The organism is Pseudoalteromonas galatheae (genome assembly GCF_005886105.2).
GTDB lineage: Bacteria > Pseudomonadota > Gammaproteobacteria > Enterobacterales > Alteromonadaceae > Pseudoalteromonas > Pseudoalteromonas galatheae.
Genome location: NZ_PNCO02000001.1, coordinates 393263 through 418814 on the forward strand (window position 1 = coordinate 393263; position 25552 = coordinate 418814).

Consider the following 25552-nt stretch of genomic DNA (forward strand, 5'->3'; position numbering starts at 1 on the left):
CTCGTATTGAGGCCTATATTTTTTATGAATATGGGTAGTCAATAAGCTGCTATTTGAAGCTTAGATTAGTCTAAGCTGTTATACACCTTTTTATTTTCCTCTTTGCTTAGTACTACCACTTCAGTGCCACACAGCATGTCTTGGAGCGCTCTTTTCTTTTTAAAGTCTAACAACACAATTAGGTTACCCAGTCCTAGTAGCGCGCATAGGCTACGAGCGATTGCTTTTGGCCAGGTTAACAATGCTCCATCGGGGGTTTGCACTTTTAAACGCCACGCGCGCATACCGATAGTTTGGCCGCTCTTAGTCCAAAAATAAGCAAAAAATAACACCGAAACCAACACCAATAACGTGGCTCGGAGTGTATATAAGATAGGATCCGCTTGGATAAGCGCCGATACGTCTTCATGATTGCCGAGCGCGAGCACGTTAACTGAAATTAAGGCATTGATGGTTAGTAAAAATAACACGGTAGTCAGCATTGCGAACGCGATGACCACTAAGCTGTCGTAGATAAGTGAAGCCAAGCGACGGCTGAAATTCGCTGGAGCAAAATGTGACATAACAACTCTCATAATTACAAGGTTGCGGAGTATTTTACACATAAACCGATAAAACGTTTACTGAATTACGTTAACTAATGGATTAGCAACATCTTATCGTCGTCGTTTTAGCAGGAATAAAGTTGACTTTAGGGCAATATTTAACAACGTGTGCGCAAATAACAAGCAGTTAACGCCTTATTGCAAAAAAATTACTTGCCGTTCTTAATCGCCTTTGTATAATGCAAAGCATAGAGACGAAGGCAAATAAAAAAAGCCTGAGCTCAAAGTGGTTTTTCTTTATTTTCTCTTGTTTTAGAAGATGAAAGAAAAATTATGCCAGTGTGATGGAATTGGTAGACATGACGGATTCAAAATCCGTTGCCTTCGGGCGTGGCGGTTCAAGTCCGCCCACTGGTACCACTTTTTATAACCCTAACCGATTGGTTGGGGTTTTTTTATGCCTCGAATTGTAGGTCGAGATTTATCTCGACGAATGAATTGGCCTTATCTCAATGGACTGGTTTATCTCGACGAATGAATTGGCCTTATCTCAATGGATTGGTTTATCTCGATAGACCGTCTTTGCGGTACTGGACTTGGCCGCCACGCGGGTGGCGCTAATACAAGTTAAGAGTCCGCCCACTGGTACCACTTTTTATAACCCTTGCTTTTTAGCAAGGGTTTTTTTATACCTCAAATTTATGCTTTGAAATTATGGCATCGGACTTGGGTGCCACGCGGGTGGCGCTAATACAGGTTAAGAGTCCACCCACTGGTACCACTTTTTATAACCCTTGCTTTTTAGCAAGGGTTTTTTTATGCCTCGAATTGTAGGTCGAGATTTATCTCGACGAACGAATTGGTCTTATCTCAAAGGGTTGTTTTCTCTCTACAGACCAGCCTTTTGGAGCTGGACTTGGTCGCCACGCGGGTGGCGCTAATACAGGTTAAGAGTCCGCCCACTGGTACCACTTTTTATAACTCTAACCGATTGGTTGGGGTTTTTTTATACCTCGAATTGTAGGTCGAGATTTATCTCGACGAATTGGATTTATCTTTCTCAGAAAACGCAAAGCCAAACCATAGTAGGGCTGGCCAAAACAAATAAGAAAGAATTTCTAAATTTTCGAAAAAACTGTAGCAGATGAATACGGTTAGCAGGCAAAAAGCGATTTGAGAAGTCTTTGACGTTTGTGCATGCCATAAAAAATAAAGTGCGGAAATGATCATTGGAATCGCAAGCGCAAGCGCCCCGACAATCCCTTTAACAAATAGTAAGCCATACCAGCTATGGTGAGATCCTATAGGCATAAACTCAACCATTTTGGGCCCTCGTTCGACAATCCCATGTCCCCAGATAGGAGCTTCCATCTGCCAGCGTTGAACGGCAATATTAGCGAGAGCTTGCCTAACGCGCGTAGAACCTGGTCTTTGTTGTTTTACGGCTTCATAAGAGTCCATGACTGCATTATAAATTGGTTCTCCCAACAATAACGCAGTCGGAACAATTACTCCGAGGCAAATCAGAAGCCAAGGCTCCTTTAATTTATCACTAAAAATAACAAGTGGAAAAAGCATTATGAAAATCGCCATACCAGCTCTAGATTGTGAAAGCAGTAACATTGCCCAACATCCAGCAATCGCCCATCGGCGTATTTTGGTGTTTTTTTCCTGTAAGCAAAAAACCAAATAAATACATGCCATAAAGCCAGCAGCAGGAGCCCACGGGGTGAAAAAACGCCACCGTCCAGCTCCTGTTTCCGGGTTAATACCATAAAAGCTCACCATAAAAAAACTTTCACCAGGGCCACCAATCACTTTCAATGGAGAGAGAAAAATATCTCCCGGTAGCTTCACTACATAGAAAGCGATAGAAACGATGGCGAAAATAAATGTGTGAATAGCAACAATACAAACACCGCGAATGACAACTTCTTTACGGATCTTCGCTAAGTTGGCGATTAAAGGAAAAATAGCGAGAAGAGCCCAGCCTTTCATCCACCCTATGGAGGATTTTATTGTTTGTGGCAAACCTAATGACCACTCACTGTGAGCGATAAGCAAAGCGATTAGCATTACTGCCATCGCGCATACCCAAATCCATACTAGGGGGGCTACAGGAGGATATTTTCGATTAGTTTGTACGTACATACGCAAGATAATAACTAAAATAATTATCCACCCGATAACAGATCCCATAACGTATAACATGCCTAGCAAGAACATTGGATAAGTAAGTACCAGTCCTGCCCAAACAAGCATTTCTTCTGTGCTGATGAAATGTTTGTCCTTACCCGGTAGAGCCGTTTTCAATAACATCGGAAGCTCCTTTTGTTGTTATTGGGGAAAGCGTGAACTATTCCGGTTTTTGTAGAATAGCCGACACTATCTCTCTGCGCTTGTTGACCATTAGCATACCCATCGTTAAGAAGATCATCGCGGCTAAAGCTGCAGCTATCGCTAAGCTTTTTTTGGGACTGCTGGCATTGATGGAAACTGATGGTGGCGTCATTAACTGGATGACAGGATAAGAAGCAAATACATCGGCTTTACTTGCTTCTAAACGCGCAGCTGCTGACGTAAATACCGCTTCCGCTAAGTCAAATTCTCGTTCTAGACGATCAAGTTCCGCAGCTTCTCTGGCATAAACTTTTATTTTCTCACTAAGTATCTGTACTGAATTTTTTAAATCCGCTTGCTTTGCTTCAATGCCTTTTTTTGCAGCAAATGCGCCAATCAGATCTGCGAATAGCTGCGCGCGGTTAGGATTACTTTCTAAGTCCATTGTCTGAAAAGCATGAGCTGCATGAGGTCCAACTAAACCTTCAGAGCGGATCCGCAAGGCTTGCTTTGATTGCTCGAATCTTGCGAGCTCAGCTTTTACTTTAGGATGTCCTTCGTCCCACCGAGAGCGATACTCACTCAGTTGCGCTGAGGATTCAGTTAGCTCGGATAAGTAGGCCCGAAACTCGCCATCAGATTGCAGCGCAAATGCTTGTCCTGCCATTGAGGGTGAAACACCTAGGTCTACACTAAGTTGAGATACATAGTATTCTGAGCGGCCAATTTCGGCGTTCATCATTACAATTTGCTCTTTTAAATTAGCAAGTGTAGCTATGTGTTGAGTTAGTTGATCTGTGGATACCAACAAAGAGCGTTGCTGGAAATCGGTGATATTGTTTCTGGCGATGTTTAGGCGCTCGCGATACTGGTCGAGCACTGCTTTTATGCTGTCATCTCTACGTGCGACTTCATCCGCCCTTAAAAACTCGAGTTGGTTTTGGAGCGCATTAAATAGTGCCCAAGCTTTTTGTTCTGCGAGTTTAGCTGAGCTGGCGCTGATCTCGACATTGAGAATAGAAGTTTGCTCGGTCAGTCTTACTTTTGGACGACCAAAAGTTTTAATATCCAGTTCCACAGCAGTAGCTGCACTTTCAAGTAAATTTCTGCTCATTAACATTTCTTTGTAGTTTACTCTTGGGTTATAACCTTTCCCAAATGGCGCGCTAGTTGATGATACGACTTGACCAACGTCATCCAATGAAACATTGCTGTTGGCGCCAGTTCCAGGCAACACCATATCAAAATCGCTGCTGTACTTTGGAGGCAGTTGCAAATAGAAAACCACCATTAATGCGATCACACAGTAGCTTATTAAACAAGTTGCTAGGTAAGGTCTATGAAGAGTTCGATAAACCAAAGCTCTAAAGCGACTATACGAGGTTGTTGTTTGTACATAATTACCCATCACAAACCCTCCTAATTTAGCGCCGAAAATGGAGCGACTAAGTCCAGTAAGGTGCCTGCGATGTCTCTCAGGTTTGTGATGTCAGAGTCATAACAGGCAATAGCATCGTTAGGCATGACGTAGGGATTGATCAGATCCCGATAGGGCATTCTCATTAACTGTTCAACGGAGCGCTCTATAACTTGCGTCTGGCCAGTAATTGGATTGTTACTTACCAAAGCAACGCGTCTAGGTGCATTGGTGTACGCCTTGCCACCTACGCAGTTAGCAGAAATAGCGGCTTGTAGAAGACGTGTACCATAAGGTAAGTTGCTAGAAAATCGCCCGATCGCAGCATTTGAGTTACTCATAGCTGAGTCGATTAGATTAGACATAAAAACCCTAAAGCCCTTTGGCGTTATTTGCGAAGGTCTTACTAAATGAGGTTGGAAACAGCCTGTACTAGGCACTATCACTTGGTCGCCTGCCATTAATGCGTAATCCGTAACAGGCTGTCCGGTGAGAATTCCGCTGAGATCAGCTTCGATTTGCCAACCTTGTCTGATCAGAATAACTTGATCCAGTTTTGCATCGGGTCGTATGCCTGCAGCGGCTCTTATAGCTTCCGATAATAGACGCTGATTTGAGTAGTCGCCTGACGCATCTATCCGCTCTTCCATTACTTGCTCGGGTAGCGCTGAATTGATGGTGACTCGTCCTGGTTGAAAAACAGCGCCAGAAACAGGTACCTCTATCGCAGCCCAATTGAGCACTTTGACACTTACATCAATAGTGTAGGCTTTGAATATTTTGGCCTTAGTCAATGCTAGCTCTAACTTTTGCGCAAGTTGGTTGCTAGTTAAACCCGAAGCTTTTATCGCCCCTGCAACGGGTAGAAAAATAGAGCCTGTGGTGTCAAGAATATAGCGGCCATTGAAGCCCTCACCGTACTCCATATGTAATTCAATTAAATCTCCAGGGCTTAGTGGCAAAGAGTGTAATGAGAATGAAGTTGTTACTGCGCCTACCGTTTGTTGTGGTCCCTGCAAAGTCAATGGTTTATCTACTCGGAAGTTTGCTGGGGCTGCGAATTGTTGTAGAGCTGTACAGTCGATGTTGGTCGCAAACACTGAGCTGGCCTTTTGGTGCTTGATTGCCTTGCCAGAAGCATTGGGATAGCCATAAAATTGCATGTCCTCATCTTCTAGCTCTATCAATGCTGCGTTATTTGCACATCCTAACAATGCCCCACCCATGACGGATGTAATTAAAACTCTAAGCCAAGCTGGTTTATATACATGTTTCATAGTGGGCTCCTTGTGGATTCGGTCACTTACTAGACTGCATTAGTCAGGCCAAGTTGTTTTTTACACACCATAAGAAAGAGTATAGGTAATGAAAACTATATTAAGCTATGCAAGCACGTGATTTTAAATCAATATAAATCAGTAGGTTGTATATCAATCTGTATTTAACTAGTGCTCTAATCATGCTGCTTGAAGTTCAAGTTGATATTCACACTATTATGCTTAACATGAGATCTATATTAGTAACTATATGCGGAATTTAGAGATTTGCATTGCAAAATGAAAAAGGCCAGCGACGCTGGCCATAGAGTCGTGGAGGTTAAGCTGTCGTGCGTTTTTGAAGTAGACCTATAGCGCGCATAGTTAGTCGTTCGATAGCAGAGTACAACGTGTTTGGTAAAATACATAACAGTGAGCAACACCAAGTTAATACTGTTCTGCTCGGTTCTTCAGAAAGTATTCTCCAGTTGGTCCATAGGGCTTGGTGGATTAACTTCAATGCCTGAACCTTGTTTCTTGATTGTAATGCTCTTCGACTCAAATATCTCAACTGATAGGCTTGGGCTAATGAACCAAATTTTTTAAAGAATGAAGGGTGCTTTTGACTATTTTTTTCAATCGCATATTGCCAACTAGCAAATTGCTTAGTTAGATTGGCTGATAAACCAGACGCATTTACTCGATAGAAAGTCAGCGGCTCTTTAATTCCCTCAAATTTCCACTGTGTGTTGAGTGCAATTCGTAGCCATGTCTCGATATCTTCCGACTGCTTTAAGCTCTCATCGAAATACTGACGCCAACTTTTAGTGCCGTCATTGAATGCGATTTGCTCTAATACATCCTTACGAATGACTGGTGCAGAGCCATTTCCAATGGGGTTTCTGCACAATATCGTTTTGGCGCTAATATTTTTGAGTGAGGGAAACTGACCAATGCCTAAAAGGGCACTTTGCTCGTCAACGAATAAAGAAGAAGAGTAACTGACACCAAGGTCGAAGTCTCGATCTAAATGACGTACGTGCTTTTCAAGCTTTCTGTGATCCCAAAAATCGTCAGCATCAAGAAAGGCGATGTATTTTCCCTTTGCAACCCTTATACCTGTATTTCTAGCGCCTGATAAGCCTCTGTTTTGTTGGCGCACTATATGAATACGCGAGTCTTTGTAGTCTTTTAAGTAGTTTAACGTATTGTCAGTACAGCCATCATCGACGCAAATAACCTCAAAGTTCTTGAATGTCTGATTTAAAACAGAGCAAATACACTCGTCAATGTACTTTTCAACATTGAACATAGGAATGATAACGCTTACTTTTGGGCATGCTTTCTTTTTTGAACTTTTCATAGAAATCTCCGGTAAGGTTTTAAGCTGGGTTAGGCTGTAGATATCTTGATGTGATATCAGCTAAAGGAAATAGTAACCAAACTACGCTGCCAGTTAACAAGGTTGCAGCAAGTTGAGTGGGTGAATTGGGCATGACAATCGCAATACTAAGTAGTGACACGAATAGTGCGTATCCACAAAAGTGGCAATCTCGTTTGTATTGTGCTTCGCTTCTTAAAAATGTGGTGTAGGTATCGACCCATACTGAGCTTACAGCAACAAGACACAGTAACGATGTGGTATCAAAACTATTTTGCCATTGTGATGAAAATAAAATTGGTACATATACAGGTACGGCCAATGCTTGAAGCATGAATATGGACGACACTGCAAACGTTGTAATAAAAATAACCTTGTGGCCATTACTATTTTTTAGTGTGCGGCGACATATTATTGGATACAGTGCACTGGTGTATGCTTGACTTATAGACATAGCCAGTCCGATCCCTGCGCTCTTTGCAAAGCTGTAGATCCCAAATAGCTCTGGTGTTAATAGCCGTGCAGCGATAAAGGTGTCCATATTTATTCTCAATGACCGTAAAATCTCACTGATAGCGAGTTGTGATGAAGACTTAAGTAACAAACAAAACGTATCTTTGTGATAACTCAATTTGTGCGAGACGCTTGGGACCAGAGAAAAACAAATAAACCACAGTAGGGCAAAACACCATTTGGCTATAACAATAGCCATCATATGCGCATCAAAATACAGTGCGATCGCGATAGTGATGTTTTCAACGATAATGCAAATGCTACTTATCAAGCTGAATAAGCCCATTCTGTTACTACGTTGCAAAAGAAAAACACGTGTACTTACTGCTGGAAAAGCAAGATAGGTGAGTGCCATTAGGGCAACCAAAGCAAAAATGTCGTGCTCCGGAAAGGCCCATTGCGCACTCCATCCTATTACGATTTGAATAAGGCACAGTAAGCTGCAAAGTAGCCACTGTATTAACAAGCCATTTCCTAGGAATAAAGGTAGTGCTTCATCGGAAGCGCGAATGATCTGAACGCCAGCGCCAGACCTAAGAAGTAAACGAAGTACCTCATGAATGGTTAGCGCTAACATCACTGCACCATACTCGGTGGGGGTGAAATAAACCGCCATTGCCATAATACTGAAAAGCCGAGAACCTTTAGCAACGATTTCAGCACCAACCAAATATGAGGTGTTGGATACGAGTATGGTTGATGTGCTTGTTTGGTTGCTCATAACTGTCAGCCTTTAGAAATGATATTTATACAGTTCCAAGAAGCATGCCAAACAGAGTCTAAATAATATTTTTATTTATAGTTATGATTTTTATGGCTTTTTATTTTTTCCTAAGCGTGATAAAGCCTGCTAGAGAGCAAATTGCACTTTGCAAATTCGATATTTTGCAAAGTGCAATTCATTTTACATATACTGAATTAGCGCTATGAAGTCGCTTCTGACCATTGTTGGATCTTTCTATATAAGGTGGACGGGCTGACTTCCAGTAGACTCGCTGCTTTTACTACATTGTCATCACATACGAGCAATGCCTGTTCTATGGCAACACGCTCTACCTCAGCCAGTGGTGCAACTTTTTTATCATCTCGTTGCTTTATGTGAGTCAGTTGGTCTTGGGGAGCTTTTGTGACCTGTTTAGGCTGCTCTTCACCTTTAGGTTGTACTGGAATTGATAAATCAGAGGGTAGGTGGGCCTGAATAACATCATAATCAATCAATGGACCGTCAGACATCACGACAATACTATGTATAAAGTTTTCGAGTTGGCGCACATTGCCTGGCCAATCAAATTGTAGAATAAGCTGTTCTGCGCTATCGGAAAATCCGACAAAAATTTTATTTTCTAGCTCACTAAACTGTTGTAAAAAATGCTTAGCCAACAACAGTACATCTCTACCTCTATCATGTAAGGGGGGCATATCAATAGAGATAACATTTAACCGATAGAATAAATCCTCACGCAGGTAATTATCAGCAATCGCTTGATGCGGATCTCGGTTGGTCGCGCACACAAACCTAACGTCCACTTTTTCCGTTTTTGCACTTCCGACTTTTTGAAAAGTACCAGTTTGAACAAACCTTAAAATTTTGGCTTGTAGGGCAATATCCATCTCGCCTAGCTCGTCTAGAAATAAAGTGCCACCATCGGCTTCGGACGCTGCGCCTTCTCGATTTGCTATCGCCCCTGAAAAAGCTCCCTTGATATGACCAAAGATTTCTGACTCCATCAGATCTTTTGGTATAGCGGCACAATTCAAACAAATAAAAGGTTTACTGCTCCGCTCGCTGGAATTATGGATTGCCTCTGCTGCCAACTCTTTGCCAGTACCACTTGAGCCTGTGATAAATACATTTGCTCTGCTAGGGCCAGCTTTTTCTATCGCTCTATAGACAGTTTGCATTGCGACTGAATCCCCGACAAAGCGATAAAACTTAGCTCGGTACTCATTTTTATAGCGCGCTAAACTTGAGCGCAACATATTCCTCTCGGCGATTAGCATCTTAGTTTGCAGCGCCTGTTCTATGGTTAATTTGATGCTGTCTATTTCAAATGGCTTTTGCAAATAACCCCAAACTTTTCCCTGATTAATTGCATGAATTAAGCCCTCTAAGTCCGTGAAGGCAGTAAGCATGATCCGCAGTGTATCGGGATACTGCTCGGCGACTTCTCCGAGAAACTCGATCCCTGACATATTGGGCATCATTTTATCTGAGATTACCACATCTATAGGATGCTCTTTTAGCAGCTCAAGACCTTCCTCACCGCTATTCGCAGTGAGAACGTGATAGGGTTCATTTTTCAGTGCTCGAACTAAAGAGCGGAGAATGAGAGGTTCATCATCGACAAATAGCAGAGTCACATTATGCATTGATTCCATTTTTCCTTTACGACCTTAAATTTCCCATAACTTATATATAGCAGCTCTAAGCCCAGCAAATCAAAAGTAAGTGCTGTTTATTTGTACTTTATTTTGATTTGCTAAGCTGAAATTGAAAAAAGCTACCTATAGGATTATAGATAGCTGTGGGGGAAACCAATAAGAGTAGAGTTGCAAAGTGCTATTGGACCTGAGCTTCCAATAATTAATTCCTTATCCAAACCTCAGGTTAGTTAAACTGATGGGTTACATTGACCCCGGTTTCAATCGGCACTATTAAATGGTTTTCTTCTAACATCCCGTCAACACTGATCAGTAGGGTTTTAAAGTGTGATGGGATATCTAAGTCTAGCCCTAATTGCCCTGAAGTATCGAACCGAGTCGACGCGAGTAGTGACTTTTGCGTGTTGGCTTGTTCGTTGTACTGGCTTATTTGGTCTTTTAGCGCATAGACCTTCACGGCTTTCGATGCTAACGAAGCTCCAAACACATCATTTCCGCTTAGGTCAAGCTTAACAATACTACTCGTCTTAAAGGTAAACTCAGGTTTGACATGTAACTGCTTAGATGTCGCGGCCGTTGAACTAAGTAGTACTGGATCAGGTTCAAAGCTGTTAGTTACCACCTGCGAGGTATGTTTGGCTATTTCGTTTGTGTCGGCTTCGCGCTCACTTTGACCACACCCTAACAAGGCTACGCTCAGTAATGTAACTAATATTGAATATTGATTATATGTATTCATAATTGCCTCCGGTTATTTTTTGCTGTATGTGTGCGTTGTTCTTTCATTGGTGAGATACCAGTCTTGTGCTTCTTCACCGTTACTTTCTACCCACTTTTCATAATCAGGATAAGCCCATACGACGTCGATATACTCTCTTGGATAATTCCAGTCTTCACTTATCATTAGTGCCCAAGATAGGTTATCTGCAGTCCTAAAGTAGCGACCATTCTGTGCATCCGATGTATCATCTTTTCTGCCAAGTCGACTGTCATCGAATAGATCCGTTGGTGGATAATCCGCCATATGCACCTCAAGTGAGCGGTCCCATGTGCGGAAAAGGAAAAAGTCAAAGTCCGCCACTGTCAAAGTTGGAATGCTGTACTCGAACTTGACATCAAGAGTAAAAGGCACTGGGGTGAAATAGTCGCAGTTCATCACTGTGTTGAAATGTGAACAGCTACCTGCTTGGCCTGTCGTGGTAAACGCTTGGGTGTTACGCCATAGCGTGATTACGGCATTGGTTTGATATTCTTCAGCCTGCTTTTTATAATTTTTGTCGTTAATTGTGATACTCGCATCACCAATCAAGCCAGGTTCGCTATCCATAATTCTGAGGCCAAAGCCGTTATTATTTGCCGCACCTCGTGCCGTGATAAAACCATTTAAAACAAAACCGCTGACTTGGTTATTGTTGTCGAACGTGATTCTGATCCGCTGCTTTACTACTAAATCGTTGAGATCATGGTCACCGCGATAAGGCCAGTTGTCTTCAAAAGCAAAGGTTGCTACCCCATCTTGTGAAGGGAAGTATTGACTGCTCACCCGGGTATGATCATTTGGAAACTCGTCCTGGTCGTCGGGTACGCCATCAGCATCACTATCATCTGATTCAGGCATTGTGCTTAAATTTGAGGCTGAAATGGCGGTTTCTGGTGAACTTTTAACGCTGAACAGGGCATCGTTGAAATCATTATCTCCCCAAGTTCGTGGTAAGTCCTCAAATCCGATCACCACTTCATTTTGCTCTTCGTCGTGAAGTAATACACAGTGCTGTTTGAGCGACTCATCAGATTCTGGATTGAGATGAGACAGCGAGTAGTAATAGGGAACTTTGAAGGGCTTAACCCCTGTGTAGTACCAAAATCCATTAGCTGCAATAAAAAAGCCGATACTAGTTCCAGCTGGGAACTCTCCAATGCTCACACGGTGACCATTAGTTAAGTGGGGGTAGCTCAAATTTGGAAAAACAATTTTCTCTTGGACTTCTTCTGGTGTTTGAGGAGGGTTTTCGGGATCGAACGTAAAGTAACCGAAAGAGTTTTTATAACCCGCACCCTCATGGATAAATGTGATGAAGACCTCTGCATCCTCAGTCAAATGTATTGTTGAGCCTTGATCTCCAGTTATAAACGCTTCATTTACTCGACTTTCTGGTAAAGCGTTTGCAATCCGTTTAAAAAATTCAGGCGTATATTCCCCTCTGGCGTATGTTAGTTGGTCGGGTTTTCCTGTCGCTTGATTGTAACCCAGAGGCCAGGGCTGGCCAGAATTGAATTGCCAAACATAGTTTGAACCCTGCTTTTCGACTGCCAGTGCGTTAGAGACTATGGCGCTTAACGCAAAAATTGAACATGTTAACTTTGAAATGTTTTTCATGATTGCCTCCAAGGGCTGAAGTTCGCTTGGAGTACTTTAGTCAGTTTCCGTGCCAATTTTATAAATCATTATTTATCATTGAGTTATGATTTATTTTGGGAAGGGTGTTCATGTTTTTCGCATTTTGCAGTGCAGTCTGACTTGCAGATTGGTGATATATCTAAAATAAGTAGTTAAAACGACTAGCTCATTCTTCTAAAGAAAAGTAGCTTAGTGAGTGAAGATAGGGATACGAAATTTTATTTTTAATAAAAATCATATGTTTATGAATTTTATTTTTGCTAGGTGTTACTTAGGATTAATTGCTGGAGCAGTATTTGCACTGCCTGTTACAGTAAACAGGAGGCTTTATGGCAAGCAAAAATACTACACTTATATTCAGCATAGCACTTAACGGGTACCAAATTAGATATCGCCGCCATCTTGAGAGTCAGCGCAGATATGCGGAAAAAATGGGATACGAATATATTGTTGTTGAAAAGCCGTGGGTGACAAATCTTGGTGCTGAGTGTTGTTGGCTCAAGTTGTACTTATTACGCGCAGCATTGACAGCCGGCTACCAATACGTCTTATTTGTTGATGCTGATGCCTACATTCAAAATGATTGTCCTGAACTGACAAGTCTAGTAAAACCAGATAAATTTTTGTTTATGGCGAAAGGATATAGCGGCAAGCTAAACTCAGGGGTGATGTTAATGAAATCATGCCCTGAGTCTATTGCGTGGCTAGATCAAATCATTAACGCAATCCATGAGCCTGTTTCAGACATAGATACCGTGGGCTGGGGAGAAAACGGCCATGTAATTCACTTTGCAAAAGGCTGTGATGGGTTAGAAGTTATTAATGAAAAGTGGAATAACACAAGAAGTGAACAGTGTGAAGATTATATAAGACATTTTAATTATGGCCCAATGAAAAGCTCTTTCCTCGATATCATCTTCCATCGAATTGTTTTTAAATTTTCAAAATTAATGCTGCGTTGCAATTTAAATAAAAAGTCTGAGATGGCTGAAAAGTTGAAAAAGGTACAAGAGCGGATCCCAATATTGTTTAACAGGGTAATTTCAGAATATAAAGTTTTTTCATAAGACCTTTAGGTCTTTTTTTTTGTATTTTTAATCTTTTCTAAATTCATTTTCTAATTCGGAATTTATTTTGCATTTTGCGACCATTAACTTCATTTAATTTCCACATTTCAAATAAAAACAATAGCTTATACTTTTGGCACGGTAGTAGCAAAAGCTAGGTAAGGAAACTGGAGTCGAGGTGATTTATGAGAGAGTCAAATTTTGAAAAGAAAATCTCAAACGCAGCAGTAACAAGATATACATCGCTACTTATCGCGGCTATTTTTTTCATTCTATTATTGCCAATCTACAGCGTAAATTTTTTACTTTCAATACTGCTGATGAAGGCTCCGATAGAGAAAAAATCTTGGATTGATATCAGTGGTTCTAGAGTTGAGTTATATCAGTGGAGAAAAGGTTTTTTTATTGATAGCGCAGTGGTGTTCAATGTTTTAAAAGGAGATATTGGTTTCGTTGGAAACCCATTGCTGCGAGATAACATATCTATACCAAAAATCGACAACTTCAAATCGCCATTTACTCAACCAGGGTTATTTGACTACCTCCAACTTCATAGCCTAACAGGCTTAAAGGCAGAAGATCCCCAAACACTGCTACAGAAGCAAGCACAGCAAGGGTGGCAAGCTGATCTGTCCATGGTTGTAAGAATTTTCTTCTGCCGTTTATTTTATTCGAGTAAAGCAAAGCAGTGCGATGCTCGCTCAGTTTTTGGTATTCAGTTTAGTAACTGCCAGATGGAAGAGGCTGTAACTTGGGTGCTTAGCGCTTCGAATTTACCGGTCTGTCGTAGCGCTTATTTTATTAACGCAAACTCTATCAATCTAGCCGCCGATGACGACGCATTATTCTCTGTACTAAGAAGAAGTAACCGTAATTTCATTGATGGTTCAGGCATGCGTTTAGCGGTGAAAAAGGTTGGTGTTCAACTTGCTGACAACTGCAACGGCACTGATATGTTACCTATCCTTTGTGAGCAGATGGAGAAATCTGGGCAGTCGCTATTTCTACTAGGTGCTAAGCCTGGCGTTGCAAACAAAGCAGCGAAACTCTTGATACAGTCCTATCCCAAACTAAAAGTGGCGGGGGCACATCATGGTTATTTTAGTGATGACGACGCGGTAATTAAGCAAATCAATGAGAGCCAAGCTGACATTGTGCTAGTTGCATTAGGATCACCACGACAAGAGCTCTGGATTGACCAAAACAAACATAAAATCAATGCCAATTGTGCGTTAGCCGTTGGTGGGCTTTTCGATTTTTTCTCGGGTAACGTGCCAAGAGCACCACTTTGGATGCGTGAACTAGGTCTAGAGTGGGTTTGGCGTTTGATACAAGAACCCAAAACTAAGTTCTATCGCTACGTTATCGGTAACCCTACTTTTTTATTCCGAGTTTATATTCTTAATCAAGCATTGAGAGGGCTTTAATCATGAACACTACTAAAAAATTATCTAGTAACATGACATTTGCAGCAACACCTTCAAGCGATAACCCTGACGGTCTTCATCATGGGCTCCCTGTCATGCTTCAAAGACTTTTCGCAGGTATCGGCCTACTTCTTATATCTCCGTTATTATTGCTGGTAATGATGCTCATAAAGATAGAGAGTAAAGGTCCTTGCGTTTATAAGCAGGTGAGAGTTGGAAAGTTAGGTCGCCGTTTTACAATGTATAAATTTCGCTCTATGTATACTGCAGATGACCCTAAATTCAGTGCGCCAGACCCAAGAGAAAGTAACAGAGAAGGTGTATGCGCTAAGTTTCGTAATGATCCTAGGATCACGACTGTGGGACGCTTTATTCGCAAATATTCAATTGATGAGTTACCTCAGCTTTTCAATGTTGTTTGTGGTGATATGCTTTTGATCGGACCTCGGCCAGCCCTTGAGAAAGAGGTGAATGCTTATCAGGTAAATGAGCTTGAGCGATTGAACTGTGAACAAGGACTAACTGGTTTATGGCAAGTAACTGGGCGTGCTGACACGACATTTCAACAACAAGTAATGTTAGACAAGCTTTACATAGAAAACCAAAGTCTTACGCAAGATATTAAGATTATCCTCAAGACAGTACCTTGTGTTTTGGGCGCTAGAGGGGCCTATTAACATCAATCCACATTGATACGTAATCGTTTACAGGGAGTAAGTCCGGCGACAACGCTACTAACAGTTTCTTTCTTAGAGCAAGCAGTAGCAAAAATTTTTCCTTGTTGTCGCCGAGATTCTCTTGATTCTGACTTGTCTGAATCTTGGATACTTAATGCTTCCGCTGGTGTAAAGCATCAGCTGTACTCATCCACTACATATGTCAGCAAAAGCGTTAAAGCTAAACTGAGTTGCTCTGACTGGGACTCAGTTTTCATTTTAATATGCGATGCAATCTGCGAACAAATTGATAAGATAAAATAATATTTGTTTTAAATCAAGTGGTTACATATTGGCATGTTAACTGCTGTAGTAAACGTATCTTTTCATCTTAGTGGAAGCTACATAATATGATTAATCACTTTGACGCATACTTGGTTGGTTATTATGGCATGAGGAACAGTGGCGATGATGCACTCATGCAAGCGACTATTTTGGGCGCCAAGACGTTTTTAGGAAGTACAAAAATTGCCGTAAATGCTCCCATCGAAAACCCAATTTTGAAAGAGCTTGGCTGTACCGGTCAAACCTTAAGTCAGTTTCGTGGGCATCAGCGTATCAAACATTATCAGCGTGCGTTGCAATCAAAAGCAGTTATATTTGGCGGTGGTTCCGTGCTTCATAGTAGTCGAGACATCGCGCAAAAGCGCCACATGCTTGCTTTAGCAGGTGCGAAAAACTCGATGGCTTTAGGCGTTGGCATCGAAGGTTTCCGTGATATCCACGCTGAAAAGCAATGTAAAAAGCTGTTAAATGAGTGTGGCTTGGTCACAGTCAGAGACAAGCAAAGCTTTGAGATCGCAACGGCGTTAGCTCCTCAAGCTAACATCAAACACACGTTTGACCTTGCTCCCTCATTGCTACATCACTTTAGTGGCAAATTCAGCCCACTTGCCAGACAAGGCATTGCTTTTAACTTTTGCCCCAAAGTGATTAATCCTTTTGGTGATGTCAATACATATGCAGAGGAGCAAAGGGTTGAAAAAGCTGTGAAGCTAATCACGTCAATTTGGGAGAGCACGCAGGAGAAGATTTATTTAATCGAGCTCAACGATCAGCCGCTTATTAGCGATAAGCTTGTACATGACAAAATCGTTTCCGCATTGCCTAGTTGGGTTGACGTACAGCGGATCAGCTATGTCGCCAACCCTTTTGCAATGTTGAAATGCATGTCGATGTTTAAGGCGGTTGTTGGTATGCGTTTACACGCACTTATTTATGCCTACATGATGGAGACTCCGTATCTTAGTCTCGAGTATCATAATAAATGCACTCAGTGGTGCCTTGAAACAGCAACGAGCACTGACAATCGCTTTGACGCTGACACTTTTAATGTTGCGGATGTCCATAACCGCATTACCAACGGGTTAAGGTATGGTTTCACCCAACCTAAGTTACCCCTTCAACAAGCCGTTTCTTTATCAATTTCCAACTGGAGTGAAACTCATGAGCAAAGTACAGTTCTCCGTAATTATTCCGCTATATAACAAAAGCGACTGCATTGAACGTGCGCTACAGAGTGTAGCTGCTCAAAAGTTTCAAGCAGCTGAGATAATCGTTGTTGATGATGGGTCTACAGATGATAGTGTGGACAAGGTGAAAGCACTGAACTTGGAGAATTTACGTGTCATTCAACAAGCTAATCAAGGGGTGTCTAGCGCGAGAAACAATGGTGTTAAACACGCTACAAGCGACTATGTCGCGTTTTTGGATGCTGACGATGAGTGGTCGCCATTTTTCTTAGCCAAGGTTAGTAAGTTGATCCGTCGCTTCCCTGAAGGCGGTCTTTATGCGACTCGTTATCAAAAAGTGTTAGACAAGCAAAAATACATTGATGCAAAGATAGCGCTAACCAGCTGGGATCCAGATGGTTACATAATGAATAATTATTTTGAAATTGCTGCAAACGGTGATTTGCCTTTTACCGCATCAAGTATTGTACTAGATAAGTGTACCTTCACTAGTTTAGGCGGCTTTCCAGAAGGGGAATGGATGGGTGAAGATCAAAGTTTGTATGTGCAAATAGCGTTAAACTCAACCATCGTATATACCCCTGCAATAGAAAGTTTTTACTATATTGGGATTACTGATAGTGCTTGTGATAAAGCGCCACCAAGCACAATTTGTCCTTTTGCTGAAAGGCTGTTTACAGATATCCATATTGGTAAAGTAGCTGACTGTTCAGCAAAAATGGCAGAAAAATACATTGGTGCCCACTTGTGTGATTTAGCAAAACGAAACATCAAACACCGTAGCTATCGGCATGCACTAAGATTATTAGCGCATCCAGCGGCGAGAGCTAAATTATTACACTGGGGAATATATAGTTTAATTGCGGGTCCGATGTCTCTAATTTCTAGATAGGGCTGGGTGAAGGATGAGTAAGTTCATTTTTGATATTCATGCAATGAACTTCTCAGTTCGCCGTAAACTATTAGTCATGAAGCCAACCAAGAGCGAGCCATATTAGCTGTTAAAGTAACCTAGCTAACATAAGGTTTCAGTGTATTGTGTTAAGCCTAGCAAGAAGCCTCTTTTCGCGGACTTAGCGGAAAATTAGCGATTTCTGTGTTTTCGCCTATGCTTTTGTAACCAATCTGGTTTATTGTAAGACAGTGTTCAAACCTTGGTAGGTAAGAGAGGCGATGAAGGTAACCGTAGAAAAACAAACCATAGTGCTGTTATCGTTGTTTACCATCGTGTTCTGGAGTTTGACTTTCTACGCGGTAAAGCTTATTTCTCACTCTATAGTGGTTCAGGAGGTAAGTGAAAGAACTGAAACGGTAAGGTCAAATATTTCACTTATTCGTGCCAAAATTGAAAATGCCATTTTTATGGACACCTATCTGGCTGAAAGTTTAGCGACTTTCGTAACAATTGATCCTGATTTTGCTATCGAGCACTGGTCTCATGTGGTTGAAAAAGCGGTTGAAAAGTCGACGCTAATTCGCCATGTTGGTCTTGCACCAAATAATATTATTAGCCATGTTTATCCTGTTGAAGGAAATCGAGCGGCTATCGGTTTTGATTTTCGCACTAACCCTGAACAATATCGCACTGTTGAAATTGCAAGAAACTCTCGAAAGGTATTTATCGCAGGTCCATTACAGCTCGTACAGGGTGGAGAAGCCTTGATAGCGAGGTTTCCTGTATTTTCAGACTATCCGAGAAATAAGAACTATTGGGGCGCGATAAGTGTGGTTTTGGATTATCAAAAGTTGCTCGAATACAGTGGAATTAATGAGCTGGAAAACGCAGTTTTAGCTATTCGAGGCCGAGATGGGCAAGGGGAAAGCGGGGATGTATTTTATGGTACCGCCACCTTGTTTGCTACACCGGATTTAGCCATACCAATCAATTTACCATCTGGTGAATGGCAACTTGTGGCTAATTATCAAATTGACGAGAGCACTTACGCAAAAGCGAAGCAACAAGCTCAGGTTTTGGTTACTGCTGTCGCGTCGATATTGTTTCTATCATTATTAGTGCTCTATCGAGCTTATCATTTGGCGCGTATCGCATCGTTGCAGGATGATTTAACTAAATTGCCTAACCGCCGTTATGCGATTAGGCAACTTAATACCCTACTCAGTCGTTCAGAGCAGCCGTCATTTGTACTACTCAACCTCGATCTAAATAATTTTAAGCAAGTAAATGATAAGTTTGGTCATGAGGTTGGAGATAAATTGTTACTCCATGTCTCGTCTATTTTGATGAATTCAGTACGCGTGTATGACTTTATCGCGCGTTTAGGGGGAGACGAGTTTGTTATTATTTTACACAGAGTGTCAGAAGACGCTTTGGTCAACTCTATTATAAAAAATATTAAAGAGCAGGTTGCAAGTCAACCTCTACAAATTGATAAGCATACCATTCAAACATCGATAAGCGTTGGGTACGCTTTTCCTGCATCAAAACGGAGCAGTGTGTCTGAACTCATGGCGAGAGCGGATCACAATATGTATTACGATAAAAATCTGTCACAACATCAAAGCAAAGAAAATCATATTCTAAAGACAAATCAGGAAACTCATTAGAACTATACTAAGCTTACAGAGTATTAGTTAGGCGAGGGTGTACCGTGCAGTTAAAGCAGTCAGTTCTATTTTTTAAAATCGCCGCGTTTACCTCTGCGATAGTGATCATATTCGTCAGCTGGTTTTTGTATTATGAGGTGAGCCGTAGTGCACGTCTGACCGCGCAGTTGAGTCATGTACAAACAGCGCTGCAGCGCACTATGGACCAAGAAGAGCATATTCTGATTAGAGTAAAGAAGGAGCATGTGTCTGCTATTCCACAATTAAAATACAGCTATCAGGATAGCTTTAGCAATTTGCTAAATTCGATGGCCAATGAAGAGGATTTGCTACCTCTACTTTTAACCCTGAATGAGTTGTCAAAAGCCTATTTTGCAAAATTAGATGAACTCATTCGTTTGTATGAACAGCTTGGCTATGATGAAAATGCTGGCATTTATGGTGAGTTTAGACGCAGTGCTCATGCTTTGCAGGATAGGATTTCAGGCAAAGCTATGCCTCAGCTAGAAATTGCAGTATTGGAATTAAGACGCCGAGAAAAGGACTTTTTATTAAGATCTGACTTAAGTTATTTACAACAGCATGAGCAACTAGTGAAGCATGCTGAACAACTAATTAAAAGCAATGCGCTAAGTGAAGAAATAAGCAACTTGCTAAAGCGGTATGACGCGGGTTTTGCAAGCTATGTCACTATTTTGAGAAAGCTAGGTTTACACGACGGTGAAGGCGTTCGTGCTGAGCTGTTCACCGAGAAGCAAAAGTTAAGAAGCCAGTTTGAATTAGTATCAATCCGTACCCAAGCCGTTACGCAAGAACGTAAAGAAAGCATCATTTTATATGGCCTCATTTTAATTGTACTAATGAATATTGCCGTGCTTATCTTACTTAATTACCAAAATAGCAAAGTCACACGGCATATATTGGCTATCAATAAGGTACTGGTGAAAGTTGCCAAGCTTGAAGATTTTAGCCTAAGGGTGAATATTGACGGTAATGATGAAATTGCACAAATTGCTCATCAACTCGATGACTTATTAGCATTTATTGAAACCTTACTAGCGCGGCTGAGCGCAGCACAGCAACGCTTAATCGAAGAAGCCAAAATGGCGAGCTTAGGAAATATGGTAAGTGGCTTTGCTCATGAGTTAAATACGCCGCTTGGTGTTGCTATTACCAGCCAATCGCATTTAAAAGAGCAAGTTGCTACACTAAAATCGCAACTTGAACTTGGTAAGTTACAGCGACAAACCTTAACGACACTAATTACTGAGGCAGAAGCAGCATTATATTTATTAGAAAATAATCTGCATCGCACAGCTTCGCTGGTTGATGACTTTAAGCTAGTGGCCGTGAATCGAGAGTTTGAAGAAAAGAGCTCTTTCAACCTCAAGCATTTGGTTAAAAATGTCTTTGATTGCTACCAATCAGAGTTAAACCATGATGAGTATGCCATTGAGCTCGAAATCCCAGACAATTTAGTGTTGAACAGTTACCCATCCGTGTTTAGTCAAGTTGTTGGTTACAGTATTAATAATTGTATCAAGCATGCCAAGATTGACGGGCAAAAGCTCAATATTGTGGTATCTACCGTGTTAATTAACGATTATATCCATTTTTATTTTAAAGATGATGGCGCGGGAATAGATAAAGAGCTATTACCTGCCATTTTTGAACCTTTTGTTACTTCAAAGCGTTTTTCGGGTGGTACAGGACTGGGCTTGAGCATTGTGTATAACTTAGTAACGCAGAAGCTGAAGGGTGAAATCAAAATGCAAAGCCCAGCGCATGGCGGTGCCTGCTTGCATATTATTTTAACCGGAACAGAATTTAATTTTACAGAAGAGTAACCTGAGGGCGGAATAACAACTCGTTCTCTAGCGGCCATTATTTCTGATACCGATTTGCTTCTCCAAATACAGCTTATGTAATTGAAATAAAAAACCAGCATGATTGAGCATGCTGGCTTTCATTAAGTATATTGATAGTAGGAGTTAGCCTTTTTTGCTCGCTACCCACTCATCAACAAATGATTCAAGCACGTTTAGTGGAACCGGGCCATTTTTCAGTACGACGTCGTGGAACTCACGAATATCAAACTTATCACCCAGTTCTTTTTTAGCGGCTTCGCGAAGTTCTAGGATCTTCAACATCCCCACTTTGTATGCTGTCGCCTGTGAAGGCATAACAATATGGCGCTCTACCATCTTCACAGCGTCTGACTTAGCGTTGGGTGTGTTGTTTACGTAGTAATCAATACCTTCTTGACGTGTCCACTTCATTGCGTGGATCCCCGTATCTACCACTAAGCGGCACGCACGCCATAATTCCATCGCTAAGCGACCAAAATCTGAATAGGGGTCTTCGTATAACCCCATTTCTTTTGGTACAAGCTCAGAATATAAGCCCCAACCTTCGATGTATGCAGTGTAGCCACCAAACTTACGGAATTTAGGCATATCTTCTAGCTCTTGAGCAATCGCGATCTGCATGTGGTGACCAGGAATACCTTCATGATAAGCCAAGGCTTCCATTTGGTAAGTAGGCATGGCTTCCATATCGTAAAGGTTTGCATAGTATACACCAGGACGTGAGCCGTCAGGTGCGGGTTGCTGGTAGAAAGCTTTACCGGCTGATTTTTCGCGGAATGCCTCTACGCGTTTTACTATCATGTCTGCTTTTGGCTTAACGATAAACAACTCATCCAAGCGTGACTTCATATTATCGATCATCGCTTTCGCTTCGGCCAAATATTGTGCCTTACCAGCTTCTGTATTTGGAAGGTAGAACTGCTTGTCGGTTCTCATAAACTCCATAAAGGCTTTTAAATCGCCTTTGAAGCCCACTTTTTCTTTGATTGCTCGCATTTCGTTATGAATACGTGCCACTTCAGATAAACCGATTTCGTGAATTTCTTCAGCGCTTAGCGCTGTGGTTGTCGTGCGGGCTAGGGCGTTATTATAAAATTTCTCGCCATTAGGAAATTTCCATGCACCGTCACGCTTGTCTGCTTTTTTCTCAAGTTTATGTAGGTAACCAATCAACTTGTTATAAGCAGGTTTTACTGCTGTTGTTAGCGCGTCTGTTGCTTCTTTTACCAGTGCCGATTTCTCGTCTTCACTGATTTCAAGAGTTGCTACTTTGCGTTTGAAATCTGCCAGTAATGTTGAGTCGTCACCTGCTGCAAATGGCGCACCTTTGATGATATTTTCACTTGACTCAATGACGTGAGGGAAAACGAATTTCGGTGCAATAATACCTTTATCTGCACGCGCTTTTAAGTCGATGATGAGCTGATCAAATACAGCCGGTACGCCGTTTAAACGTGAGATATACGCTTTGGCATCTTTCACATCGGTAATTTGATGTTGGTTGATTAAAAATGCAGGCACCATTGAGTGTGTACCATACATCTGATTTACTGGATAAGAATGGTAACGCCATTTAAAATCTGCGATGGTGTTTTCAAGGCCTTGCTTGAATAAATCGTAGCTCACTTGCGTATTGGCATCTAGCTTACTGCGATCAATTGCATTAAGCGCAGCTAAGTCTTGTTTCGTCAGCTCAAGATCTTCAAGTTGGCGCGCTTCGCTGCCGTCATCCCACTTGTCGTAGTCTTGTTTGATACCCATATAAGTTTGGTAAACTGGGCTACGCATTACGCCACGGGTAAACGACGCTTCAAAAAGTGCGTTCGCCTTTTCAACTTCACTTTTTACGACTTGTTGTTCAGCTTTTTGAGCTGGTGCTGGAGAGTGTGTGGTTTGTTGACAGCCAGCAAAAAGCGCGACGCTTACCGCTGCTGCTAAAATGGTTAATTTACGCATTTTATACCCTTTTATTATATGTTGCCGAATGGCGGTTTTCATGCGGGTTGCAGTGAATATTACCCGCATAATTTCTATATTAAACAAATAACTCTAGCAGATCATTGAGGTATCGGTGGCCTTTATTTGTAACTAGCCATGAATCATTGGTTTCCTCAATCAAACCCTTATCTACGGCCTCAGCAATTTGCGTCGCAATAGCGCTAAGTTCAAGGCCAGTGTAGTCAATAAACTGTTGTTTTGATGCGGCAGTTTTTAAACGGAATACATTCATAAAAAACTCAAATGGCCTGTCATCGCTTGCAACATGCCACTGCTCATATAAATAGGGTTTACTCAGATCCATATAGCCGCGAGGATGCTTTACTTTTACGGTTCTTAGGATCTGTTGCTGCTCAGGCAAAGTGATTTTGCCATGCGCACCACAGCCGATCCCGAGATAATCGCCAAATTGCCAATAATTCAAGTTATGTCGACATTGAAATCCCGCTTTGGCATAGCCTGAGATCTCATATTGCTGATAGCCGTGCTCCGCAAGTAATGCCTGACCTTGTTCTTGGATGTCCCACAGTGTTTCATCCTCAGGTAAAACCGGAGGCTTAGAGGCAAACTGCGTATTTGGTTCAATGGTTAATTGATACCAAGAAAGGTGTGGCGGTGCCATTGCAATGGCTTTTTCTAAATCACTTAAGGCATCGCTAACAGATTGATTGGGAAGACCATGCATCAAATCAAGATTAAAGCTGTTTAACCCTGCTTGATGGGCTTCTTGTGCTGCGTTTAGCGCTTCTTGCTCGCCATGAATACGGCCAAGTTGAGTGAGCTTTTCCTGTTGTAAGCTTTGCACACCTATCGAAATACGATTGATGCCAGCCTCGACATAATGTTTAAAACGATCTGTTTCAACTGTACCTGGATTTGCTTCTAAAGTGACTTCAATGTCATCCTCAAAACCAATTAGCGCCTCGATTTCAGTGAGCAAATAGCGGTACGCTTCACCTGAAAGCAGGCTAGGGGTGCCACCGCCAATAAAAATACTACTGAGTTTACGGCCCTGAACATAGTGAAGATCGGCTTTGATATCGTGGAGTAAATGTTGAATATATTCCGTTTCAGGAATATCGCCTTTTTTACCATGGCTGTTGAAATCACAGTAAGGACACTTTTGCACGCACCAAGGTACGTGCACATAAAGACTTAATGGAGGTAGTTTCACGCGAGGCCTTGAAAGTGACTGACGAGTTGTTTAAGTGCCTGTCCTCTATGGCTGATTGCGTTTTTTTCTTCCTTGGTTAGCTCTGCTGATGTACAGTCTAAACCTTGTACCTTAAAGATTGGATCGTATCCAAACCCTTCTCGGCCTTGTTGTGTTGTGGTGATTTCACCTTCCCAACTTGCCTGACAAATAATCGGCGTTGGGTCGTCAGCGTGGCGCATATAAACTAAAACACACCAAAAACGAGCGCTGCGCTCAATTTGTTCACCAAGCGCTGCGAGTAAGTGATCAATATTTTTTTGGTCGTCGGCGTTAGCGCCTGCATAACGCGCGGAATATACTCCAGGTGCGCCGTTTAAGGCGTCTACCTCAAGCCCTGAGTCATCGGCAATGGCAGGTAAGCCAGAAATCTTAGCAGCATGACGCGCCTTGATAATAGCGTTTTCCACAAAGGTCGTGCCGGTTTCTGCAACCTCAGGCACGTCGAAATCACTTTGCGGTAATACCTCAATGTCATACTGGTTTAGCATCGCGCTAAGCTCTTTGACTTTACCTTGGTTGCCCGTGGCAAGTACCACTTTATTTGCCATAAGTTTCTCTACTCTACATAAAACTTTTGTGAGAACGTGAGTTTACGGCTTTGCTTACCTTCACTGATCTCAATGTCGAAACGAAAAATATCTTCATTGTCGTAATCTAATTGGGCGAGATAGTATATAGCCTCACCTTCTACGACTTCTTTAAACTCTAGTTGTACGGTTTTACCAAGCAGGTTCTTGGCACTCCCCGCAACGCGAGCTTGGACCGCTGGTTTGCCTGGCTTGTCGGCCAAAACCGAGATATTCACAATTGCTTTTTTGCCGCTACGAATTAAGCCATACGCTTTTGCAATTGTAGGCTGAACAAAGGTAGACGGGAAGGCGATATAATGCACTTCCCAAGGACCTAAGTCTTTAAATTGACCGCCTTGCTCATCTTGAGCGAACACGCTTGGTGCAAGCAGCATCATTAATGCAATAATAAATGGTTTCAT

The 25552-nt window shown here is 41.9% G+C and carries 20 protein-coding genes and 1 tRNA gene; 8 read left to right on the forward strand and 13 right to left on the reverse strand.

All coding sequences use genetic code 11. From position 1 onward, the window contains the following. Nucleotides 1-65: 65 nt before the first annotated feature. Complete coding sequence (locus CWC29_RS01665; RefSeq protein WP_128728648.1) at nt 66-563, reverse strand: RDD family protein; 498 nt, start codon at nt 561-563, stop codon at nt 66-68. 317 nt (nt 564-880) lie between these two features. On the opposite strand from CWC29_RS01665, the gene CWC29_RS01670 reads away from it, so the two are divergent. After that, nucleotides 881-965 (forward strand) — tRNA-Leu (locus CWC29_RS01670). 612 nt (nt 966-1577) lie between these two features. Here the strand turns inward: CWC29_RS01670 and CWC29_RS01675 are convergent. The 8 genes from CWC29_RS01675 to CWC29_RS01710 form a co-directional block, all read right to left on the reverse strand. Then, nucleotides 1578-2864 (reverse strand): O-antigen ligase family protein, encoded by a 1287-nt coding sequence (locus CWC29_RS01675; RefSeq protein ID WP_128728647.1) that lies wholly within the window; start codon nt 2862-2864, stop codon nt 1578-1580. Between the two features lie 37 nt (nt 2865-2901). After that, nucleotides 2902-4293, reverse strand: coding sequence for a GumC family protein (locus CWC29_RS01680; RefSeq protein ID WP_138522123.1), 1392 nt, complete (start codon nt 4291-4293; stop codon nt 2902-2904). Between the two features lie 11 nt (nt 4294-4304). Then, the gene (locus tag CWC29_RS01685) at nt 4305-5579 is read right to left on the reverse strand and encodes a polysaccharide biosynthesis/export family protein (protein ID WP_209319005.1); all 1275 of its coding nucleotides are present in this window, start codon (nt 5577-5579) and stop codon (nt 4305-4307) included. A 319-nt stretch (nt 5580-5898) separates the two neighbouring features. Beyond that, nucleotides 5899-6921: a glycosyltransferase family 2 protein gene (locus CWC29_RS01690; RefSeq protein WP_138522120.1), complete on the reverse strand. Its 1023-nt coding sequence runs from the start codon at nt 6919-6921 to the stop codon at nt 5899-5901. 19 nt (nt 6922-6940) lie between these two features. Next, entirely contained in the window at nt 6941-8173 is a 1233-nt protein-coding gene (locus CWC29_RS01695) for an oligosaccharide flippase family protein (protein WP_138522119.1), read from the reverse strand. Nucleotides 8174-8376: 203 nt separating this feature from the next. Beyond that, a complete protein-coding gene (locus CWC29_RS01700; RefSeq protein WP_235956508.1) occupies nt 8377-9822 on the reverse strand; it encodes a sigma-54-dependent transcriptional regulator in 1446 nt (481 codons plus the stop codon). A 238-nt stretch (nt 9823-10060) separates the two neighbouring features. After that, nucleotides 10061-10573 (reverse strand): hypothetical protein, encoded by a 513-nt coding sequence (locus CWC29_RS01705; RefSeq protein ID WP_128728643.1) that lies wholly within the window; start codon nt 10571-10573, stop codon nt 10061-10063. A 12-nt stretch (nt 10574-10585) separates the two neighbouring features. Further along, nucleotides 10586-12211 (reverse strand): LruC domain-containing protein, encoded by a 1626-nt coding sequence (locus CWC29_RS01710; protein WP_138522117.1) that lies wholly within the window; start codon nt 12209-12211, stop codon nt 10586-10588. 350 nt (nt 12212-12561) lie between these two features. Between CWC29_RS01710 and CWC29_RS01715 the strand changes: the two genes are divergently transcribed. The 7 genes from CWC29_RS01715 to CWC29_RS24055 all read left to right on the forward strand — a co-directional run bounded on the left by CWC29_RS01715 (nt 12562) and on the right by CWC29_RS24055 (nt 21326). After that, nucleotides 12562-13299, forward strand: coding sequence for a hypothetical protein (locus CWC29_RS01715; protein ID WP_128728641.1), 738 nt, complete (start codon nt 12562-12564; stop codon nt 13297-13299). 185 nt (nt 13300-13484) lie between these two features. Further along, a complete protein-coding gene (locus tag CWC29_RS01720) occupies nt 13485-14726 on the forward strand; it encodes a WecB/TagA/CpsF family glycosyltransferase (protein WP_138522116.1) in 1242 nt (413 codons plus the stop codon). A 2-nt stretch (nt 14727-14728) separates the two neighbouring features. Beyond that, a complete protein-coding gene (locus CWC29_RS01725; RefSeq protein ID WP_235956509.1) occupies nt 14729-15403 on the forward strand; it encodes a sugar transferase in 675 nt (224 codons plus the stop codon). 389 nt (nt 15404-15792) lie between these two features. After that, complete coding sequence (locus CWC29_RS01730) at nt 15793-16929, forward strand: polysaccharide pyruvyl transferase family protein (RefSeq protein WP_138522115.1); 1137 nt, start codon at nt 15793-15795, stop codon at nt 16927-16929. After that, the gene (locus CWC29_RS01735) at nt 16889-17806 is read left to right on the forward strand and encodes a glycosyltransferase family 2 protein (RefSeq protein ID WP_167815408.1); all 918 of its coding nucleotides are present in this window, start codon (nt 16889-16891) and stop codon (nt 17804-17806) included. Before CWC29_RS01730 ends, CWC29_RS01735 begins: the two co-directional genes overlap by 41 nt. A gap of 281 nt (nt 17807-18087) precedes the next feature. After that, the gene (locus tag CWC29_RS01740; RefSeq protein WP_138522113.1) at nt 18088-19479 is read left to right on the forward strand and encodes a diguanylate cyclase domain-containing protein; all 1392 of its coding nucleotides are present in this window, start codon (nt 18088-18090) and stop codon (nt 19477-19479) included. Between the two features lie 44 nt (nt 19480-19523). Next, nucleotides 19524-21326 (forward strand): sensor histidine kinase, encoded by a 1803-nt coding sequence (locus tag CWC29_RS24055; protein WP_128728635.1) that lies wholly within the window; start codon nt 19524-19526, stop codon nt 21324-21326. A gap of 144 nt (nt 21327-21470) precedes the next feature. Here the strand turns inward: CWC29_RS24055 and CWC29_RS01750 are convergent, their stop codons facing one another. The 4 genes from CWC29_RS01750 to CWC29_RS01765 all read right to left on the reverse strand — a co-directional run bounded on the left by CWC29_RS01750 (nt 21471) and on the right by CWC29_RS01765 (nt 25552). After that, nucleotides 21471-23303, reverse strand: a complete 1833-nt coding sequence (locus tag CWC29_RS01750; protein ID WP_138522112.1) for a DUF885 domain-containing protein — start codon at nt 23301-23303, stop codon at nt 21471-21473. Nucleotides 23304-23382: 79 nt separating this feature from the next. After that, nucleotides 23383-24519: a radical SAM family heme chaperone HemW gene (hemW, locus tag CWC29_RS01755; RefSeq protein ID WP_128728633.1), complete on the reverse strand. Its 1137-nt coding sequence runs from the start codon at nt 24517-24519 to the stop codon at nt 23383-23385. Beyond that, on the reverse strand, nt 24516-25109 hold the full coding sequence (locus tag CWC29_RS01760) for an XTP/dITP diphosphatase (RefSeq protein ID WP_138522110.1): 594 nt from the start codon (nt 25107-25109) through the stop codon (nt 24516-24518). Before CWC29_RS01760 ends, hemW begins: the two co-directional genes overlap by 4 nt. An 8-nt stretch (nt 25110-25117) precedes the next feature. Beyond that, a complete protein-coding gene (locus CWC29_RS01765; protein WP_138522108.1) occupies nt 25118-25552 on the reverse strand; it encodes a DUF4426 domain-containing protein in 435 nt (144 codons plus the stop codon).

Coding starts and splice junctions, on each gene's coding strand:
- CWC29_RS01665 (WP_128728648.1), bottom strand. CDS start 563: ATGTCACATTTTGCTCCAGCGAATTTCAGCCGTCGCTTGGCTTCACTT.
- CWC29_RS01675 (WP_128728647.1), bottom strand. CDS start 2,864: ATGTTATTGAAAACGGCTCTACCGGGTAAGGACAAACATTTCATCAGC.
- CWC29_RS01680 (WP_138522123.1), bottom strand. CDS start 4,293: ATGGGTAATTATGTACAAACAACAACCTCGTATAGTCGCTTTAGAGCT.
- CWC29_RS01685 (WP_209319005.1), bottom strand. CDS start 5,579: ATGAAACATGTATATAAACCAGCTTGGCTTAGAGTTTTAATTACATCC.
- CWC29_RS01690 (WP_138522120.1), bottom strand. CDS start 6,921: ATGAAAAGTTCAAAAAAGAAAGCATGCCCAAAAGTAAGCGTTATCATT.
- CWC29_RS01695 (WP_138522119.1), bottom strand. CDS start 8,173: ATGAGCAACCAAACAAGCACATCAACCATACTCGTATCCAACACCTCA.
- CWC29_RS01700 (WP_235956508.1), bottom strand. CDS start 9,822: ATGCATAATGTGACTCTGCTATTTGTCGATGATGAACCTCTCATTCTC.
- CWC29_RS01705 (WP_128728643.1), bottom strand. CDS start 10,573: ATGAATACATATAATCAATATTCAATATTAGTTACATTACTGAGCGTA.
- CWC29_RS01710 (WP_138522117.1), bottom strand. CDS start 12,211: ATGAAAAACATTTCAAAGTTAACATGTTCAATTTTTGCGTTAAGCGCC.
- CWC29_RS01715 (WP_128728641.1), top strand. CDS start 12,562: ATGGCAAGCAAAAATACTACACTTATATTCAGCATAGCACTTAACGGG.
- CWC29_RS01720 (WP_138522116.1), top strand. CDS start 13,485: ATGAGAGAGTCAAATTTTGAAAAGAAAATCTCAAACGCAGCAGTAACA.
- CWC29_RS01725 (WP_235956509.1), top strand. CDS start 14,729: ATGAACACTACTAAAAAATTATCTAGTAACATGACATTTGCAGCAACA.
- CWC29_RS01730 (WP_138522115.1), top strand. CDS start 15,793: ATGATTAATCACTTTGACGCATACTTGGTTGGTTATTATGGCATGAGG.
- CWC29_RS01735 (WP_167815408.1), top strand. CDS start 16,889: ATGAGCAAAGTACAGTTCTCCGTAATTATTCCGCTATATAACAAAAGC.
- CWC29_RS01740 (WP_138522113.1), top strand. CDS start 18,088: ATGAAGGTAACCGTAGAAAAACAAACCATAGTGCTGTTATCGTTGTTT.
- CWC29_RS01750 (WP_138522112.1), bottom strand. CDS start 23,303: ATGCGTAAATTAACCATTTTAGCAGCAGCGGTAAGCGTCGCGCTTTTT.
- CWC29_RS01760 (WP_138522110.1), bottom strand. CDS start 25,109: ATGGCAAATAAAGTGGTACTTGCCACGGGCAACCAAGGTAAAGTCAAA.
- CWC29_RS01765 (WP_138522108.1), bottom strand. CDS start 25,552: ATGAAACCATTTATTATTGCATTAATGATGCTGCTTGCACCAAGCGTG.